The organism is Massilia sp. 05N420, from assembly GCF_056397205.1.
This window is the reverse complement of the sequence record NZ_JBFTMX010000054.1, coordinates 1-16,677: the sequence shown is the minus strand read 5'-3', so window position 1 is coordinate 16,677 and position 16,677 is coordinate 1. Positions and strand designations below refer to the sequence as shown.

Annotated in this window: 21 protein-coding genes; 6 read left to right on the top strand and 15 right to left on the bottom strand. The window is 65.2% G+C overall.

Annotated features, from left to right (window positions below; genetic code table 11):
* Positions 1-9: 9 nt before the first annotated feature.
* Positions 10-660, bottom strand: a complete 651-nt coding sequence (locus AC1DIX_RS24735; protein WP_477328034.1) for a CoA transferase subunit B — start codon at positions 658-660, stop codon at positions 10-12.
* Positions 661-683: 23 nt separating this feature from the next.
* On the bottom strand, positions 684-1,382 hold the full coding sequence (locus tag AC1DIX_RS24730; RefSeq protein WP_441934250.1) for a CoA transferase subunit A: 699 nt from the start codon (positions 1,380-1,382) through the stop codon (positions 684-686).
* Between the two features lie 168 nt (positions 1,383-1,550).
* Here AC1DIX_RS24730 and AC1DIX_RS24725 point away from each other — a divergent pair, with 168 nt between their 5' ends.
* Complete coding sequence (locus AC1DIX_RS24725; RefSeq protein WP_441934454.1) at positions 1,551-2,081, top strand: LuxR C-terminal-related transcriptional regulator; 531 nt, start codon at positions 1,551-1,553, stop codon at positions 2,079-2,081.
* 91 nt (positions 2,082-2,172) lie between these two features.
* Complete coding sequence (locus AC1DIX_RS24720; protein WP_477328033.1) at positions 2,173-3,423, top strand: WD40/YVTN/BNR-like repeat-containing protein; 1,251 nt, start codon at positions 2,173-2,175, stop codon at positions 3,421-3,423.
* Positions 3,424-3,449: 26 nt separating this feature from the next.
* Here the strand turns inward: AC1DIX_RS24720 and AC1DIX_RS24715 are convergent, their stop codons facing one another.
* A complete protein-coding gene (locus tag AC1DIX_RS24715; protein ID WP_477328032.1) occupies positions 3,450-3,608 on the bottom strand; it encodes a hypothetical protein in 159 nt (52 codons plus the stop codon).
* Between the two features lie 121 nt (positions 3,609-3,729).
* Here AC1DIX_RS24715 and AC1DIX_RS24710 point away from each other — a divergent pair, with 121 nt between their 5' ends.
* Positions 3,730-5,073 (top strand): WD40/YVTN/BNR-like repeat-containing protein, encoded by a 1,344-nt coding sequence (locus AC1DIX_RS24710; protein ID WP_477328031.1) that lies wholly within the window; start codon positions 3,730-3,732, stop codon positions 5,071-5,073.
* Between the two features lie 6 nt (positions 5,074-5,079).
* On the opposite strand, the gene AC1DIX_RS24705 is transcribed toward AC1DIX_RS24710, so the two are convergent.
* From AC1DIX_RS24705 to AC1DIX_RS24695, 3 genes are read right to left on the bottom strand one after another with little or no spacing between them, the layout of a single operon-like run.
* On the bottom strand, positions 5,080-5,511 hold the full coding sequence (locus AC1DIX_RS24705; RefSeq protein WP_441934246.1) for an acyl-CoA thioesterase: 432 nt from the start codon (positions 5,509-5,511) through the stop codon (positions 5,080-5,082).
* Between the two features lie 41 nt (positions 5,512-5,552).
* Positions 5,553-6,299: an alpha/beta fold hydrolase gene (locus AC1DIX_RS24700; RefSeq protein ID WP_477328030.1), complete on the bottom strand. Its 747-nt coding sequence runs from the start codon at positions 6,297-6,299 to the stop codon at positions 5,553-5,555.
* The gene (locus tag AC1DIX_RS24695; RefSeq protein WP_441934452.1) at positions 6,296-7,036 is read right to left on the bottom strand and encodes an SDR family oxidoreductase; all 741 of its coding nucleotides are present in this window, start codon (positions 7,034-7,036) and stop codon (positions 6,296-6,298) included. Before AC1DIX_RS24695 ends, AC1DIX_RS24700 begins: the two co-directional genes overlap by 4 nt.
* 223 nt (positions 7,037-7,259) lie before the next feature.
* On the opposite strand from AC1DIX_RS24695, the gene AC1DIX_RS24690 reads away from it, so the two are divergent.
* Entirely contained in the window at positions 7,260-8,936 is a 1,677-nt protein-coding gene (locus AC1DIX_RS24690) for an electron transfer flavoprotein-ubiquinone oxidoreductase (RefSeq protein ID WP_477328029.1), read from the top strand.
* 50 nt (positions 8,937-8,986) lie between these two features.
* On the opposite strand, the gene AC1DIX_RS24685 is transcribed toward AC1DIX_RS24690, so the two are convergent.
* The 8 genes from AC1DIX_RS24685 to AC1DIX_RS24650 form a co-directional block, all read right to left on the bottom strand.
* The gene (locus tag AC1DIX_RS24685) at positions 8,987-9,487 is read right to left on the bottom strand and encodes an EAL domain-containing protein (RefSeq protein WP_477328028.1); all 501 of its coding nucleotides are present in this window, start codon (positions 9,485-9,487) and stop codon (positions 8,987-8,989) included.
* 95 nt (positions 9,488-9,582) lie between these two features.
* Positions 9,583-10,254 (bottom strand): amino acid ABC transporter permease, encoded by a 672-nt coding sequence (locus tag AC1DIX_RS24680; protein ID WP_477328027.1) that lies wholly within the window; start codon positions 10,252-10,254, stop codon positions 9,583-9,585.
* 21 nt (positions 10,255-10,275) lie between these two features.
* Positions 10,276-11,082 (bottom strand): transporter substrate-binding domain-containing protein, encoded by an 807-nt coding sequence (locus AC1DIX_RS24675; protein ID WP_477328026.1) that lies wholly within the window; start codon positions 11,080-11,082, stop codon positions 10,276-10,278.
* Between the two features lie 78 nt (positions 11,083-11,160).
* Positions 11,161-11,577: a hypothetical protein gene (locus AC1DIX_RS24670; RefSeq protein WP_477328025.1), complete on the bottom strand. Its 417-nt coding sequence runs from the start codon at positions 11,575-11,577 to the stop codon at positions 11,161-11,163.
* An 82-nt stretch (positions 11,578-11,659) separates the two neighbouring features.
* Positions 11,660-12,115 carry a metallophosphoesterase family protein gene (locus tag AC1DIX_RS24665; protein WP_477328024.1) on the bottom strand — a complete coding sequence of 152 codons (456 nt, stop codon included), beginning with the start codon at positions 12,113-12,115 and terminating at the stop codon, positions 11,660-11,662.
* Positions 12,116-12,129: 14 nt separating this feature from the next.
* A complete protein-coding gene (locus tag AC1DIX_RS24660; RefSeq protein ID WP_441934231.1) occupies positions 12,130-12,411 on the bottom strand; it encodes a DUF378 domain-containing protein in 282 nt (93 codons plus the stop codon).
* Between the two features lie 90 nt (positions 12,412-12,501).
* Positions 12,502-13,173 (bottom strand): YcbK family protein, encoded by a 672-nt coding sequence (locus AC1DIX_RS24655; protein WP_477249459.1) that lies wholly within the window; start codon positions 13,171-13,173, stop codon positions 12,502-12,504.
* A gap of 115 nt (positions 13,174-13,288) precedes the next feature.
* Complete coding sequence (locus tag AC1DIX_RS24650) at positions 13,289-13,807, bottom strand: GNAT family N-acetyltransferase (protein WP_441934228.1); 519 nt, start codon at positions 13,805-13,807, stop codon at positions 13,289-13,291.
* A 209-nt stretch (positions 13,808-14,016) separates the two neighbouring features.
* Here AC1DIX_RS24650 and AC1DIX_RS24645 point away from each other — a divergent pair, with 209 nt between their 5' ends.
* Both AC1DIX_RS24645 and AC1DIX_RS24640 read left to right on the top strand, forming a co-directional pair.
* Positions 14,017-15,033 carry a sulfate ABC transporter substrate-binding protein gene (locus AC1DIX_RS24645; RefSeq protein ID WP_477328023.1) on the top strand — a complete coding sequence of 339 codons (1,017 nt, stop codon included), beginning with the start codon at positions 14,017-14,019 and terminating at the stop codon, positions 15,031-15,033.
* A gap of 305 nt (positions 15,034-15,338) precedes the next feature.
* Positions 15,339-16,280: a serine hydrolase gene (locus AC1DIX_RS24640; RefSeq protein WP_441934224.1), complete on the top strand. Its 942-nt coding sequence runs from the start codon at positions 15,339-15,341 to the stop codon at positions 16,278-16,280.
* Positions 16,281-16,359: 79 nt separating this feature from the next.
* On the opposite strand, the gene AC1DIX_RS24635 is transcribed toward AC1DIX_RS24640, so the two are convergent.
* Positions 16,360-16,677, bottom strand: a 318-nt coding sequence (locus AC1DIX_RS24635; protein WP_477328022.1) for a porin, incomplete at its 5' end; no start/stop codon positions are given.

Genomic DNA, 16,677 nt, shown 5'->3' with positions numbered 1-16,677 from the left:
TGCCCGGCTTCAGACCGCCGAAACGTCCAGCTCGGCAGTCGTCGCGGCCACCACCTCTTCCTTGGTGACGCCCGGCGCCAGTTCCACCAGCTTGAGCCCGGTGTCGGTGACGTCGATCACGCCGAGGTCAGTAATGATGCGGTCGACCACGCCCACGCCGGTCAGCGGCAGATCGCACTTCTTGAGGAGCTTGTGGCTGACCGAGCCGTCCTTGGCGGTGGCGACGTGCTCCATCAGCACCACCACGCGCTTGACGCCGGCCACCAGGTCCATCGCGCCGCCCATGCCCTTGACCATCTTGCCCGGGATCATCCAGTTGGCCAGGTCACCCTTTTCCGAGACCTGCATCGCGCCCAGGATCGCCAGGTTGATCTTGCCGCCGCGGATCATGCCGAAGGAATCGGCCGAGCTGAAGTAGGCCGAGCCCGGCAGCGCCGTCACGGTCTGCTTGCCGGCGTTGATCAGGTCGGCGTCCACTTCGGCGTCAAGCGGGAAGGGGCCGATGCCCAGCAGGCCGTTTTCCGACTGCAGGAAGACTTCCACGTCCTTCGGGACGTAGTTCGCCACCAGGGTCGGCAGGCCGATGCCCAGGTTCACGTAGAAGCCGTCCTGCAGTTCCTTCGCCGCGCGCGCGGCCATTTCATCACGAGTCCATGCCATGTCGTCTGTCTCCTGTTCCTAGCTTAGGCTGCGCGCACGGTGCGCTGTTCGATGCGTTTTTCCGGCGTCGGGTTGTGAACGATGCGGTGCACGAAAATGCTCGGCAGGTGCACCTGGTCCGGATCGATCTCGCCGGTCTCGACCAGTTGCTCTACCTCGACGATGCAGATCTTGCCGGCGGTGGCGACGTTCGGGTTGAAGTTGCGCGCGGTCTTGCGGAACACCAGGTTGCCGGCGCGGTCGGCCTTCCAGGCCTTGACCAGGGCGACGTCCGGGTTCAGCGAGCGTTCCATCACGAACATTTCGCCGTCGAATTCGCGGGTTTCCTTGCCTTCGGCGACGATGGTCCCGTAGCCGGTCTTGGTGAAGAAGGCCGGGATGCCGGCGCCGCCGGCGCGCAGCTTCTCGGCCAGCGTGCCTTGGGGCGTGAATTCCAGCTCCAGTTCGCCGGCCAGGTACTGGCGCGCGAACTCCTTGTTTTCGCCGACGTAGGACGCAATCATCTTCCTGATCTGGCGCGTGGCCAGCAGCTGGCCGAGGCCGAAGTCGTCGACGCCGGCATTGTTCGAGATCGCCGTCAGGTCCTTGACGCCGGAATCGCGCAGTGCGGCGATCAGCGCTTCAGGAATGCCGCACAGGCCGAAGCCGCCCACGGCAATGGTCTGGCCGTCCTTGACGACGCCTTCGAGTGCGGACCGCGCATCTGGATAAACTTTATTCATACCCGTCCCTTTAGTAGTTAAGCCAACAGCTCTTTCTGTACAGCAGAGTAGAATTCGAGAATAAAATAGCCCCCTGCAAAGCACAATACCGTAGAAATACCGGCAAGGGCCGGCCATGGAGACTTTAGTTTGCATCAGACGACAGCATCATACGCCATCGATTACGAGATGATCTTCCAGCATGCCCCAGTCGGCATGTGCATCTCCGTCAATCGGATCATCCAGGCGTGCAACCAGGCACTGGCGTCGATGTTCGGCTACGACTGTGCCCAGCTCGACGGCAAGTCCTTCGAAGTGCTCTACCCGACCCAGGACGAATTCCTGCGCACCGGCGACCGCATCGTCCCCATCATGAACGCGAAGGGCCGCTACTCGGACGAGCGCATCATGCGCCGCGCCAACGGCGAGCTGTTCTGGTGCCACGTGAGCGGCCGCGCCCTCGACCCGCAGCAGCCGCTGGGCGCCGGCATCTGGACCTTCGAAGATGTCAGCGAGAAGCGCCCGGTGACGGCCGCACTGACCCCGCGCGAGCGCGAGATCGCGGCCCTGCTGGTCGAAGGCAAGACCAGCAAGGTGATCGCGCGCGAAACCGACCTTTCCCCGCGCACGGTGGAGATGCACCGGGCCAAGCTGATGAAGAAGTTCTCGGCATCGACTTCGTCCGAGCTGGTGCACAAGCTGGTCGGCGTGGCCCGCTGAGCCGCGTCAACGCCCGACCCGCCTCCCCTAGCCATTATGGATGAGCACGCTATGCGGCGTGCATTTCCATACGAATGCGCTCGAGGAGGACATGATGGCACGATTGACCTGGCGCGGATTGCTCACATCCGCCATTCTTGCAGCCGCGCTGGCCGGCTGTTCGCCCTTCCAGTATCAGCCCAACATCAAGAACGGCGGGCGTGCGGTCGCGGCCGCCGTCGCACCGGGCGACTCCAGCCGCATCGTGGTGGCGTCGGCCTCGGGCGGCATCTTTCGCAGCACCGACACCGGCGCTACCTGGACCCAGACCAGCGGCAACGGCACCTTCGCCTTCACCGACCTAAAGTACCTGCCGAGCAACGCGAACATCGTCATCGCCACCGCCCTCTCGGACACCAGGACCAGCACCGGCGGCGGCATCTGGCGCAGCCTCGACGCCGGCGCCAGCTGGTCGAGGGTGGCCGTCACCACGCCGGTCCCGGCCTGCGCGGCCGACCTCTCCGGCTTCGGGCTGGCCGCGGAAACCACGCGCAACCGGGTCTGGGCGGCCACCTCCTGCGGCGTCGCCTTCAGCAGCGACTCCGGCGCGAGCTGGCACTTCCTGCCCAAGGCCGCCGGCTACGACAACGACAGGAGCTATGCGGTGCTGGCGCCCACCACCACGCGCCTGGCGATCCTGACCGACGGCGGCGTCAAAGTCTCCACCAACGCCGGGGGTAGCTGGAGCCTGTCGACCACCGGCCTGCCGGGCTTCATCGTCAGGGGCGTGCATAACGAGATCGCCGTATCGCCGCTCAATCCTTCCCACCTCTTCTTCACCTTCAACCAGTGGGTCTGGAACGTCGCCGCGGCGAAATGGGAGGGCCACACCCTGCTGTACCGGTCCTGGGACAATGGCGCGACCTGGGGGCCGCTGCTGGATATTCCCGGCTATAACCGCCCCTCTTTCGTCAAGACGGCCCAGCCGAGCGATGCGACGCATTACGGCATCCACTTCGGCGACGGCAGCTGCACCCAGCAGAGCGCCACGGTGACGAACGGCCCGGTGCCGACCTTGTCGGGCTGGACCACGTCCGAACTCGACCACTGCGACACCTCCGACCTTGCCTTCAGCGCCGCCGACGGCAGGACGCCCCTGCTGCTCACCTCCGACGCCGGCCTGAACAGCACCCCCGACGCCGGCCTCCACTGGCACGTGACCGGCGGCGGCGACGCCGGCTACGATGCCCTGCAGATCACCGAGGTGATCGGCCAGCTGCACCCGGACCGCCGGGCTTCCGACCTGTATTTCGCGACCCATGACAATTCCATCTGGGCCTCGGCCGATGCCGGCGTCACCTAGCCGACCAATGTCTGCTGCGAAGGCTTTTACCTGAACATCTGGCGCGAGCCCATCCCGGCCGCGGATACCAGGCTCACCGGCGTCGATTGCGGCGCCTGCTTCAACTTCATCTCGGGCCCGCTGCTGGCAGGCTTCAGCGCCTTCCCCAACCCGCCGAACACGGCCGGCAACCCGCGCCTGCTCAAGCCCGGGGCCTATGTCCAGAACACCCAGCTCAGCGGCCTGCCGGGCAATATCTACGACCTGAGCACCGACAACGGCGCCAGCTGGACGCCACGCTACGGCTTCCTCGAGGATCCGCAGGACTTGCCGAAGGTCGCGGGGCCGGTGGCCAATCCGGTGATCTACACCGCGGTCAAGCTGTCGGGCGCGACGCCGGCCGGCTTCCCGGTCGTCGGCATCAAGCGTATCGCCGATACGCTGGCCGCCGGCTCGCCCCTGGTATCGGACATCGGCGGCTTCGGCAGCCTCGGCATCTTTCCCACCGAGTTCGCGTGGTACAAGCCTTTCGGGGTCGACCCGCGGGACGCCAACTTCCTGATCGTGCCCGACATCGTCGGCAACACGGTCAGGGTGACGCATGACGCCGGCGCCACCTGGACCACGGACACCGCGCTTACCAGCCTGGCCACGCGCGGCGGCATATTCAAGTTCAGCTTCGGGCCGTTCTCCCAGATCAGCGCGTTCGGCTTCGATCCCGACTGTGCGGGCCACATCCTGGTCGGGACCCAGCAGGCCGGCATGATGGAAAGCTTCGACCGCGGCGCGACCTGGAACTACCTGGCCGGCTCGGATAACATCCCGCAGGTGTCGTCCTTCTACTTCCAGGGCAGCGGACAGGTCATCATCTCTTCCTACGGCCGCGGACTATGGAAAAAGTTCACTACCTGCCCGCGCCGCGTCATCCGGCCCGGCATCCTGAGCGCCCTGGCCGAGCCGACCATCTACTGGAAGGGGGCCCGCGTGCCGCTCAGCCAGATCCACAATCCCGACGTCTGCCCGGTATGCGGCTATTTCGTCACCGAAGGCGGCGACATCCTCGACTTCGTGCTCGACCCGGCCACCGGCGAGTTGCGCGAAGTGGCGCTGAGCGGCGGCAGCATCCGCGGCCTCACCTGGGAGCGCACGCCGGTGCCGGCGCCGTTCAAGGTGACGCATGCCGACCGCCTCGGCAAGCTCGGTGGTGACCACGAGCTGCGCGCGCAGGTGAAGGCCGGCGCCCATATCAAGGGACTCTACCTGGATGGGGCGATCCTGAAAGGCGTGATCCTGGCGCCGCGGGACGTGCAGGAAGCGCAGCTGCCGCGCAAGCCGGCGCTCGGGCCTTATGTGCGGGTCGAGGTGAGGCAGGAAGAGAATCCGAACGGCGAAGGCGGTGCGCTGGTCGTGCTGCTGCACGGATTCGGCTTCGATCCGGCCCTGCCGCTGTCGGTCTCGATCGACGGCGTTCCCGTGCGGATCGACGTGCAGCCGCGTTTCGACGCGGCCCGCGGCTTCACCCTGCCCCTGCCGCCCGTGGTGAGCATCGGCGGCCACACCATCGTCGTCGAGCAGCAGGGACCGGAGGGCATCCTGCGCGACGCCGCCACCTTCATCATCCCCTTGCAGGACAATGAGCGCGGCGAGGAGGACAAGCGCAAGCGCCGCTGAGCGCGATCAGGCTGCCGGCAGCACGCTCCTGAGGTGCTCCGGCAGCGGCACCGATTTCTCCTTCTTGAAGTCGATCCACACCACCTTGCCGCCGCCTTCCGCATAGACGACGTCGGCCTTGCCCTCGGCATCCACCAGGCTGATCTCGTGGGTGACTTCGAAACTGGAACGGCCCGGGGCGCCGGCGTAGGTGCGGACCTCGATCTCGCCCGGATATTTCAGCTGCTTGATGAAGGTGCAGTAGGCGGTGACGATCACCGGTCCCTCGCCCTGCATATTGAATTCGCCCGCGGCCTCTTCCAGGAAGCAGATGCGGCCGCTTTCCATGTAGCGGAAATAGACTGTGTTGTTGACGTGGCCCAGCACGTCCATGTCGCCCCAGCGGATCGCCTGGCGCATCGTGTGCATCAGCTTGCGCGTCGGTTTTTCGTTGCTCATCGTTGCCTGCTTCGTTTTGAAAAAGCAGGCATTGTAGTCGTTCAGCCGCCGGCGTGCCGGCGCACGATGTCGCCGACGATGCCGCAGAAGGCGGCCGGGTCCTCGAGCATCATCATGTGTCCGGCCTTCGGCTGGACCAGGCTGGCGCAGGCCAGCGCCAGCACCCATTCGGGGATGTCCCAGCCGGCCGCGGACAGTTCGCCGCCCAGCAGGTAGAGCGGCACCCCTAGCCCGAGCACGCGCCGCACGCCTTCCAGGTAGCCGGGCGCGCCGGTCACTTCGAGCACCGAGCGCGCCATCGCCTGGATGGTCGTGTAGGGCTGGTTTTCCAGGACCTCGCGCGCCAGGGCGACGCGCTCGTCGCTGGCCTCGATGCCGATGCGCTCCAGCCAGGCGGCCGGATCGTCTTCCATGGCGCCGTATTCGGCCGCCCAGTCGGCGTCAAGCATCGGCGCGATGCGCGAGCACCAGAACGCGTCCTTCAGCGTGAAATTGCCTTCAACGCTGATCAATCCGCGCACCAGTTCCGGCACCTCCTGCGCGGCCAGCATCATGACGGCGCCGCCGACGCTGTGGCCGAGCAGCCAGGCCGGCTCGCCGACTTCCTCGCGCAGCACGCGCGCGATCTCCTCGGCCTGGGCGTGCAGGTCGATGCCGATGTCCACGCTGCGCTGCGCGCCGTAGCCGAGCAGGTCGGGGGTGCGCACGTCCAGCCCGGGCAGCCGCTGCTGCGGTTCGTAGTAGCTGCTTGACCCCAGCAGGCCGTGGACCACGACCAGTGCCGTCATTGCGCCGTCATGCCGTCGTCGGCCGTGATGATGGTGCCGTTGATGAAGTGGGCTTCCTCGGCCGCCAGCAGCAGGAGCAGGCCGTCGAGGTCTTCCGGCTTGCCGATGCGGCGGCGCGGCAGCATCTCGATCAGCTTCTTGCCCTGCTCGGAACCGAAGTAATCCTCGTTCATCTCGGTGGCGATGTAGCCGGGACAGATCGCGTTGACGTTGATGCCGTAGCGGCCCCATTCGACCGCCATCGCCTTGGTCATCTGCACCACGCCAGCCTTGCTCATGCAGTAGACGCCTATCTGCGGCAGCACGCGCAGGCCCGCCACCGAGGCGATGTTGACGATCCGGTGCTGCTTCCTGGGATCGCCCTTGGCGCGCTGAATCATGCGCTTCGCGCACTGCTGGGCCATGAAGAAGGCGCCGCGCAGGTTGGTGTCCATGATGTAGTTGTAATCGTCCTCGGTGACGTCCAGCAGGCGCTGGGTGTTCGACACCCCCGAGTTGTTGACCAGGATGTCGATCGGGCCGGCCTCGGTCTCGGCATGCGCGATCGCCGACTTGATGCTGGCAAGGTCGGTCACGTCCAGCGACACCACGTGGGCCGCGCCGCCGTCCGCCTCGATCTCGGCGCGCAGCTCCTTCAGGCGCTCGACGCGCCGCGAGGCCAGCACCACCTGCGCCCCCGCCCCTGCCAGGGCCTTCGCGAAACGCGCGCCCAGTCCACTGGATGCGCCCGTCACCATTGCGATCTTGCCTTCGAAATTGACTTCAATCCCCACGTTCCACTCCTCTGCCTGAGCCCACCGAACTATATTCTGTTGCGACGACATAATCATTACATACTTCACCAAATTCGCCTCGTTTAGATTGCCGCATCTAATATCTGCCCTACAATAGCGCGCTGCGTTGCAATCATGAGCAAAAAAGTGCACACTCGTGCTTAAATTTTTCTAACACTATTAAAACATGACTCAGCCCAACAACCTCATCGAACAATACGGTCCGCGCGAAGCGATGGAATACGACGTCGTCATCGTCGGCGGCGGCCCTGCCGGCCTGGCGGCAAGCATCCGCCTGAAGCAGCTGGCTTCGGAACAGGGCCGCGACGTTTCGGTCTGCGTGCTCGAGAAAGGCGGTGAGCTGGGCGCGCACATCCTGTCGGGCGCGGTGATGGATCCGCGCGCGCTGAACGAACTGTTCCCGAACTGGAAAGAACTGGGCGCACCGCTCCACACCGCCGTCCTTGAGGACCGCGTGCTGTTCCTGACCGAGACCAAGTCCTACGCGACCCCGCACTTCATGGTGCCGAAGGCGCTGACCAACCACGGCAATTACGTGATCTCGCTGGGCAACGTGGTGCGCTGGCTGGGCCAGCAGGCGGAAAGCCTCGGCGTCGAGATCTTCCCCGGCTTCCCGGCCGCCGAGATCCTGTACAACGACGATGGTTCCGTGAAGGGCGTCGCCACCGGCAATATGGGCGTCAAGCGCGACGGCGAACCGGGTCCGGATTTCCAGCTGGGCATGGAACTGCACGCCAAGTACACATTGTTCGCGGAAGGCTCGCGCGGCCACCTGGGCAAGCAGCTGATCGCCAGGTACAGCCTGGACCAGGGCAAGGACCCGCAGACCTATGGCATCGGCATCAAGGAACTGTGGGAGATCGACCCGGCCAAGCACAAGCCTGGCCTGGTGATCCACACGGCCGGCTGGCCGCTGCCTTCCGATACCTACGGCGGCTCCTTCCTGTACCACCTGGAGAACAACCAGGTCGCGGTCGGCTTCGTGGTCGGCCTGGCCTACCAGAACCCCTACCTGTCGCCCTACGAGGAATTCCAGCGCTACAAGACCCACCCGGAGATCCGCCACTTCTTCGAAGGCGGCAAGCGCATCTCCTACGGCGCCCGCGCGATCACCGCCGGCGGCCTGCAGTCGCTGCCGAAGACCGTGTTCCCGGGCGGCGCCCTGGTCGGTGACGACGCCGGCTTCCTGAACGTCAGCCGCATCAAGGGCAGCCACGCCGCCATCAAGACCGGCATGCTGGCAGCCGACGCCGCCTTCGCGGCACTGGGCGAAGGCCGCCAGAACGACGAGCTGGCGAGCTACCCGGCCGCCTTCGAGCAGTCCTGGCTGCACGAGGAACTGCACGTGGCGCGCAACTTCAAGCCGTGGATGAGCAAGGGCCTGGTCCTGGGCACCATCATGACCGGCATCGACCAGATCCTGTTCAAGGGCAAGGCGCCGTGGACCCTGCACCACCAGCACGCCGACCACGAATGCCTGCGCCCGGCATCCAGCTTCAAGCCCATCGTCTATCCGAAGCCGGACGGCAAGCTGACCTTCGACCGCCTGTCCTCGGTGTTCATCTCGAACACCAACCACGCGGAAGACCAGCCGGTGCACCTGACCCTGAAGAACCCGGACGTGCCGGTCGAGATCAACCTGGCCAAGTACGCCGGTCCGGAACAGCGCTACTGCCCGGCGGGGGTCTACGAGTTCGTGAAGCTTGATTCGGGCAAGGACCGCCTGCAGATCAATGCGCAGAACTGCGTGCACTGCAAGACCTGCGACATCAAGGATCCGACCCAGAACATCGTCTGGGTCACGCCGGAGGGCGGCGGCGGGCCGAATTACCCGAACATGTAATCCGGTCGGCGCGACACGTACGTCGCACGTGGGCACGGTGTGCCCACGTGTCAGCGCAGCGCCAGCTTTTCCAACTCCTGCGCCGTCATCGGGCGCCCGAACATATAGCCCTGCGCATAATCGCAGCCGGCATCGACCAGCAGCGCCCGCTGCGCCGCCGTGTCCACGCCCTCCGCCACCACCTTCAGTCCCAGCTTGTGCGCCATGGCGACGATCGCCTCGTACAGCGCCAGCTCCCCGCCCTCTCCGTCCAGGGTCTGCGCCAGCGAAGGGTCGATCTTCACCAGGTCGATGTCGTAGCGCTTCAAATACGCCAATGAGGCATGGCCGCTGCCGAAGTGATCCAGCGCCACCTGCAGCCCCAGCATGCGGAACTGGGCAAGCCGGCCGAGCAGCGCGTCGGCGCCGCCCTGCAGCGCGCCTTCGCTGATCTCCACCACGATGCTCTGCAGCGGCAGCGCCAGCTCGCGCAGGTAGTCGAGCCAGCCCTGGTACTGGCCGGCGCCGCGGTCGGCCTTGCGCATCTCCTGGGCCAGGCGGTCGCGGAACATGTGGCGGTTCGGCGGCCCGGTCAGCTCGTCGAAATTCGCCGGGTGCCAGATCCGCTCGGCCGACGCCTTGCTGCGCCTGATGTCGGTGACCAGGCTTAGTGTGCTTGATGGCCCCGGCTGAAGCGCCGCTCGGCACGGCGTTGCAGGCGTTCGAAGAACAGGCTCAGGATCCAGTAGATGATGGCCGCTGCGAGGTAGAGCGGCAATGGACGGAATGTTACGGAGATCAATTCTTTGGTGACAAGCATCAACTCGGTCATGGTGATCACCGACACCAGCGAGGTGTCCTTGATCAGGCTGATCAAGGTATTGCTCATCGACGGCACCGCCACCCGCAGCGCCTGCGGCAGCACCACGTGGCCCAGGGTCTGGCCCCAGCCGAGGCCGAGGCTGTAGGCGGCCCGCCACTGGCCCTGGGCGACCGCCAGGATGGCGCCGCGCAGGCTCTCGGACAGGTAGGCGCCGGCGTTCAGCGACAGGGTCAGCACCCCGGCCGTGACCGGCGTGAACTCGATGCCGATGCTCGGCAGGCCGTAATAGACGACGAACAGCTGCACCAGCAGCGGCGTGCCGCGGAAGGCGCTGACGTAGACCACCGCCGGCCAGCGCAGCAGCGCCCACGGCGATACCCGCATCAGGGCGGTGGGCAGGCCCAGCACCAGTCCGCCGAGCATGGCGGCGACCGCCAGCAGCAGGGTGTAGCCGGCGCCGCGCAGCATGACCGGCGCGGACTCGCGCAGCAAGTCCAGCAGTTCCTGGAACGCCATGCCGGCTTCAGTAAGGACCGGTCATGGCGCGTGGGTGGCGTCGACGCCGAACCACTTCACCGAGGCGGCCTTCAGGCTGCCGTCGGCGCGGGCGTCCTCGAGCGCCTTGTCGATGGCGGCACGGAACTGCGGATTGTTCTTCTGGAAGGCGACCGCGGTGCGCTCGACCGCGCCCACGCGGGCGCCGGCGCGGATCGGCAGCTGCGAGGATTTCAGCAGGTAGGCCACCATCAGGCTGTCGTTCAGGGCCGCGTCGATGCGACCGAAGGCCAGGTCCTGCAGGTTTTCCGGCGCCGCCGGGTAGCTCTTCACGTCGATGCCGGGCATGGCCTTGGCCTGCTGCTCGAACACGCTGCCCTGGCCGACGCCGACCTTCTTGCCCTTCAGGTCTTCCAGCTTCCGGTACTCGATGCGCTCGTTGCGGCGCACGATCAGCTGCGGGGTCGAATAGGTGTAGGGGGTGGAGAAGTCGAAAGCCTGTTCGCGCCTGGGCGTGACGTTGACCTGGCTGATGATGACGTCGTACTTGCCGGCGCCCAGGCCAGCCAGGATCGAGGCCCATTCGGTGGTCACGAATTCCGGCTTCAGACCCAGCCTGGCCGCCACCAGTCTGGCGACGTCGACGTCGTAGCCGGTCAGCTGGCCGGTCTTCGGATCCTTGAAATTGAAAGGCGGATAGGTTCCCTCGAGGGCGATGCGCAGGGTGCCGCGCGCCTTGGCGGCGTCGAGCAGGTCGGCCGCATGGACCGGCAACGCCAGCACCGCGCAGGCCGCGACGACGGCGCCCAGCAGCGTTCTACGGAAATTGTTCGGGGACCCCGTTTGCATCGCCTCGCTCTCCTTTCAAGCACTAGAGCCAGAGTTATAACGCAATTACGGGCATGCGAAAAGGGAATTATTCGTCTATCAATATAGCCTGCGGCTATGCTTGCCGAAGTTGTGGCCGGTGACGATCAGGGTGCTCTCGACCAGGGTCGACAGACCCAGCAGCAGCTGCACCAGCTTGTCGTCGGGCAGGACCCAGACCTGGCCGGACGGCTGTTCGGCCCCGGTCGCGGCCATGATCAGCGGCGCGATCCAGGAGGCATCCGGCTCGACGTCCAGCAGCACGGCGTCGCCGGCGGTCTGCAGGTAGACCTCGCCGCCCGGCGCCAGGGTGAAGCGCACCCCGACCCCGGTCTCCTGCGGACCGATCATCTCCTGCATGGTGCGGTTGTGCGCATCGATCCAGAGTTCGACGTCCTGCGGGGTTTCCAGCGGGCTCCAGGGCACCGGACGGAAACGGGGGCGTTCGGCACTGTCCTTGGTCGAATCTTGGCTCATGAGGGGCTCGGCTACGGTGATGATGAGGATGGAAACGGCGCGTATGCTAAGCCACTATACCCGGCGGCGCAAGAAGGACGGCTCACATGAGCGTGACCAGCCTGGCCTCGACCCGTCCATCCTCGACCAGCAGTTCGCCCGCCGCGATCGGCAGGCTGAAGCGGCGCCGCCCCGCGCTGCCAGGGTTCACGTAGAGCACGCCGCCGCGCTCCACGCAGGCCGGCTTGTGCGAATGCCCGGACACGACCACGCGCACGCCGTCCGCGGCCGGCTCGCCCGCGAGTTCCTTCAGGTCGTGGATGACGAGGATGGCCACCCCGCCCACGACCAGGCGGGCGGTCTCGGGACTCGTCCCGGCCCAGGCGGCGGTATCGTTATTCCCGCGCACCACGGTCAGCGGCGCGATGGCGGCCAGGCGCTCGAGGATCTCGGGCTTGCCGATGTCGCCGCCATGCACGATGTGTTCGCTGCCCGCCAGGAAGGCCAGCGCTTCCGGGCGCAGCAGGCCGTGCGTATCCGAGATCAGTCCGATCCGCATGGCCCGCCGTGCACTCAGCCCGAATGCCGGGCGCGACCCATCCTGGTGGCCGTCCAGATCGACCACAGGGCGGCAATGCCGACGATCACATACACGAGCCGGCTGGCCGGGCTGCCGGCGCCGAACAGGCTGGCGACGACGTCGACGTCGAACAGGCCGACCATGGCCCAGTTCAGGCCGCCGATGATCAGCAGGGCCATCGCGATGTAGTCGATCGCCGACATCGTCGAGTGCTCCTCGCGCACGGCCGCCCGCCGCTCGGGCAGGTGCCGCCGTTCCATGGTAGGTGCGTTCATGGTTGCCATCATGTCCTCCCTCGAAAAGGTCGATGCGGTAACCACGATAGCAAAAATGCGCGCGGGCGCGCGCCGCCTACCGCTCGGGCCTCAGCCCTTCCAGGTACGGTTGAGGCCGGTGTCCGTGTGGATCCAGCCGCCCTTGGGACCGGAGCGGTAATAGAAGCCGACGCCGCCCTGGCGGAAACTGCGCACCAGGCCGCCCAGCACCTCCTCGGTGAGGCCGGCGATGCGGACGTCGGCCGCCTTGCCGGACATGTGCAGGGACTGACGCGCGGCCGGCACGCCCTGCTCGATCAGGCGGTTGTTGGAAGCCGGGGTGCGGTAGCCGGACAGGATCTCGAGCGGCTTGTCGAGGCCGTAGCGCTGGACGAAGGCCTGGGACGCCCACAGGGTCTCGATCAGCTTGGGGTCGATCGCCATGCTGGCCTTGCCGTTCACGTCGCGCAGCATATGGCACAGTTCCTGGTAGGCCGAGTCGATGATCTCGCCATCCTTCCAGTACAGGACCTTGCTGCGTTCGCCGCTGGCGGGACGGATCACGGACAGGGTGCGCGGCTTGACCCAGAAGTCGAGGTCGACGACCTGGGCGTCGAACAGGTCGGGCGGCGGAGCGATGTCGATGCTGGGTGCGTCCGGCGTGGCCTGGCTGGAGGCGCCGGCGTCGCGCCTGGCGGCCCTGGCGTCGATCAGCGGCGTCGCGACCAGGCCGAGTGCGGTAAGACGCAAGCCTTGGTGAAGAAAATCTCTGCGGGAAGCCATATCAAACTCATCATTGAAACTTCCTTACTATATCTCAATGGACAAAAGGAAAAAAGATGAGTTCGTGTAACGTAAGGTTTCGTGCAACAAACGCGCCAATTACGCGCCGTTCTGCTTATTTGCCGGTGCAATTGCAGAATCGCTTGCCGGCCGGCGGCTCGACCGCATTCAACTGCTTCCACAGGAAATCGCATTCGAGGCCGAAACAGGCCTTGTCCTTGCCCGCATTGATATAGCCGAGGGTTTCGAAGAAGGGACTGGCCGAGGCCGGGGATTGCATGTGCAGGCGGCCGATGTCCCAGCTGCGCGCCTGGACCTCGACGGCGCGCATCATGGCGCGGCCGATGCCCTTGCGCAATTGGCCCGGCATCACATAGCACAAGGCCAGCTTGCCGGCCTGGGTCAGCAGGGCCAGCCCGGCCAACTCCCCGCCGTCAACGGCGACCACCGCGTAATTGCTCGGCGAGGACAACCAGGCGCTGACGTTCTGCGTGGTCTTGTTGCTCAGCCAGGACTGGAGGATGTCTGCGCGCCGGCCGTGATCGGCCGCGCAGCCTTCCTCGATCGAGCGGCGCAGCAGTGTGCACGCTGCCGGCGCGTCGTTCAGTGTTGCCTGGCGAATGTCAATACCCATGTAGTACTTGCGAGGTTTAAAAAAGTTGTTCCGGGATGTGGAAGGCCGGACTATAACCCAAAGTCCGGGATCCTGCTGTCCGGCCATGCGCCGGGCATCCGCTCCAAAAGAGGCGCTCTAAGCATATGATTAAAATGTACTTCTGTTCCCCTGAGTCTTCGTCGATGATGAATCCGCTTTCCACTGGTCTCTACAAGGAAGAACAAATAATGGTCCAAACTTATTCCCCGCTGCGCCGCCGCCTGCTGGCGCTCACCCTGGCGTTGGGCGCTGCGCTCCCGATCGCCTCCCAGGCCGCCGAGGTCGAACTGCTGAACGTCTCCTACGACGTCGCGCGCGAACTGTACAAGGACGTGAACCCCGCCTTCATCGCCGAATGGAAGAAGAGTACGGGCGAAACCGTCACCATCAAGCAGTCGCACGGCGGCTCCAGCAAGCAGGCGCGCGCCGTCGCCGACGGCCTCGAAGCCTCGGTCGTGACCCTGAACCAGGCCAACGACATCGACATGCTGGCCGACCGCGGCCTGGTCGCCAAGGACTGGACCAAGAAGTTCCCGAACAATGCCTCGCCGTATTACTCGACCATGGTGTTCCTGGTGCGCAAGGGCAACCCGAAAGGCATCCACGACTGGGCCGACCTGGCCAAGCCTGGCGTCAAGGTCGTGATCCCGAACCCGAAGACCGCCGGCAACGGCCGCTACACCTATCTGGCGGCCTGGGGTTCGGTCATCAAGAAAGGCGGCAATGAAGCCCAGGCCCGCGAGCTGGTCGGCAAGATTTTCAAGAACGTGCCGGTGCTGGACGCCGGCGGTCGCGCCGCCACCACCACCTTCACCCAGCGCCAGATCGGCGACATCCTGGTGACCTTCGAGAACGAGGTGAACCTGGTGCGCGCCGAGTTCGGCGACAACTTCGAAGTCGTCTACCCGTCGATTTCCGTGCTGGCCGAAACCCCGGTGGCCATCGTCGACAAGGTGGTCGACCGCAAGGGCGTGCGCAAGGAAGCCACCGCCTACCTGAACTTCCTGTACTCGGATGCCGGCCAGGCGATCGGCGCCAGGCACTACCTGCGCGTGCGTAACGAAAAGGTGATGAAGCAATACGCCGCGAACTACAAACCGATCCAGCTGTTCACGGTCGACGACGTATTCGGCGGTTGGCGCGCGGCCCAGAAACGTCACTTCGACGATGGCGGCGAATTCGACAAGATCTATCAATCCAAATAAATAAGTCGAATTAGAATGTATAAATACAATAATGCTGTATAGATATACAGGATTAATCGCAGGAAAATAAAGCTGAGTCGCTTTTAAGAGATTTCTTTAAGATAATTCGCTAAATTTCCGTTCACAAAGAAGGCCTTGCTTCAACGCGAGGCCTTTTTTCTTGTAGAATCTTGCTGTTGGTTTCGATCTCTATGGATCGCCAATAAAAGTTCCCATGTAGCTCGACGCTATTGGGCTAACTGAACGATTTGATGCTCCGCCGCCGTCCGGCGCCCGACCATTAACCGTACCCCATACACACACACATGATCAAAAAATTCCTCGCTGCGGTGCTGATGACGATTTCCAGCGCGGCCGCCTTCGCCGTGCCTTTCGGATCGCAATCGGTGCTGGTGGTCGAAGACGACACCGGCAAGGTGCTGTACGAGAAGAACGCCTCGACAGTCGCGCCGATCGCTTCGCTGACCAAGCTGATGACCGCGATGGTCGTGCTCGATGCCCACCAGGACATGAACGAGCCGATCGAGATCGAGAAGCAGGACGTGGACATGCTCAAGCACAGCAGCTCGCGGGTGCCGGTCGGTGCGACCATTCCGCGCCGCGACGTGCTGCAGCTGGCCCTGATGTCTTCGGATAACCGCGCCGCCGCCGCTCTCGGCCGGACCTATCCGGGCGGCATGGATGCCTTCCGCATGGCGGTGAAGCGCAAGATCGCCGCCCTGGGCATGACCCAGACCGTGATCGAGGAACCGACCGGCCTGAGCCCGCATAACCAGTCGACCGCGGCCGACCTGGTCAAGATGGCGACCGCCGCCGCCAACTACCCGGAGATCACCCGCATCACGACCTCGTCGGAGCACCTGATCAACATCAAGGGCCGCGACGTCGAGTACCACAACACCAACCGCCTGGTCGGCGCCAAGGGCTGGGACATCGGCCTGTCGAAGACCGGCTACACCCAGGAAGCGGGCCGCTGCCTGATCATGCGCATCAAGGCCGCCGGCAAGAACGCGACCATGGTGCTGCTGAACGCCGGCGCCTCCTCGGTGCGCGTGCTGGACGCCCTGAACATCCGCCGCCACGTGCTGGGCGACGACGCACCGGTGGCCACCAGCCCGGTCCGCGCACGCGCCGCCGTCGGCGGTCCGCGCATCAAGGCCTCGGCCGGCGGCGCCCGCGTCAAGGCCTCCGCAAGCCGCGGCCGCTTCAAGCATGCGCCGGTGTCGCGCCACCGCCGTCACCGCTGATCGCCAGCGCATCATTCACCAATAAAAAGGCCGCAGCGGGAAACCGCTGCGGCCTTTTTATTCATGACCCGCGTGTCGATCAGAACACGTGGCGGATACCCAGGTTGTAGCCCGTGTTGCCGGTGCCGGTCTCGGTATTGTTCGCCACGGTGTAGCCTGCGCCGTTCTTGTTATCGATGTGGGCGTAGGCCGCGTACAGGCCGGTGCGCTTGGACAGGCCATACAGGTAGCCGATGCCCCAGGAATTCGCGTCCTGGTTGAAGCTGGTGCGGTCGTCCTTGTGCATGACCGAAGCCATCAGCGTGCCCGGGCCGATCGCCGCGGAGATGCCCAGCAGGACCGAGCGTCCGTCTAGCGACGGGGTCGGCTTGACGCCACCGTAAGGATTGTTGGCATT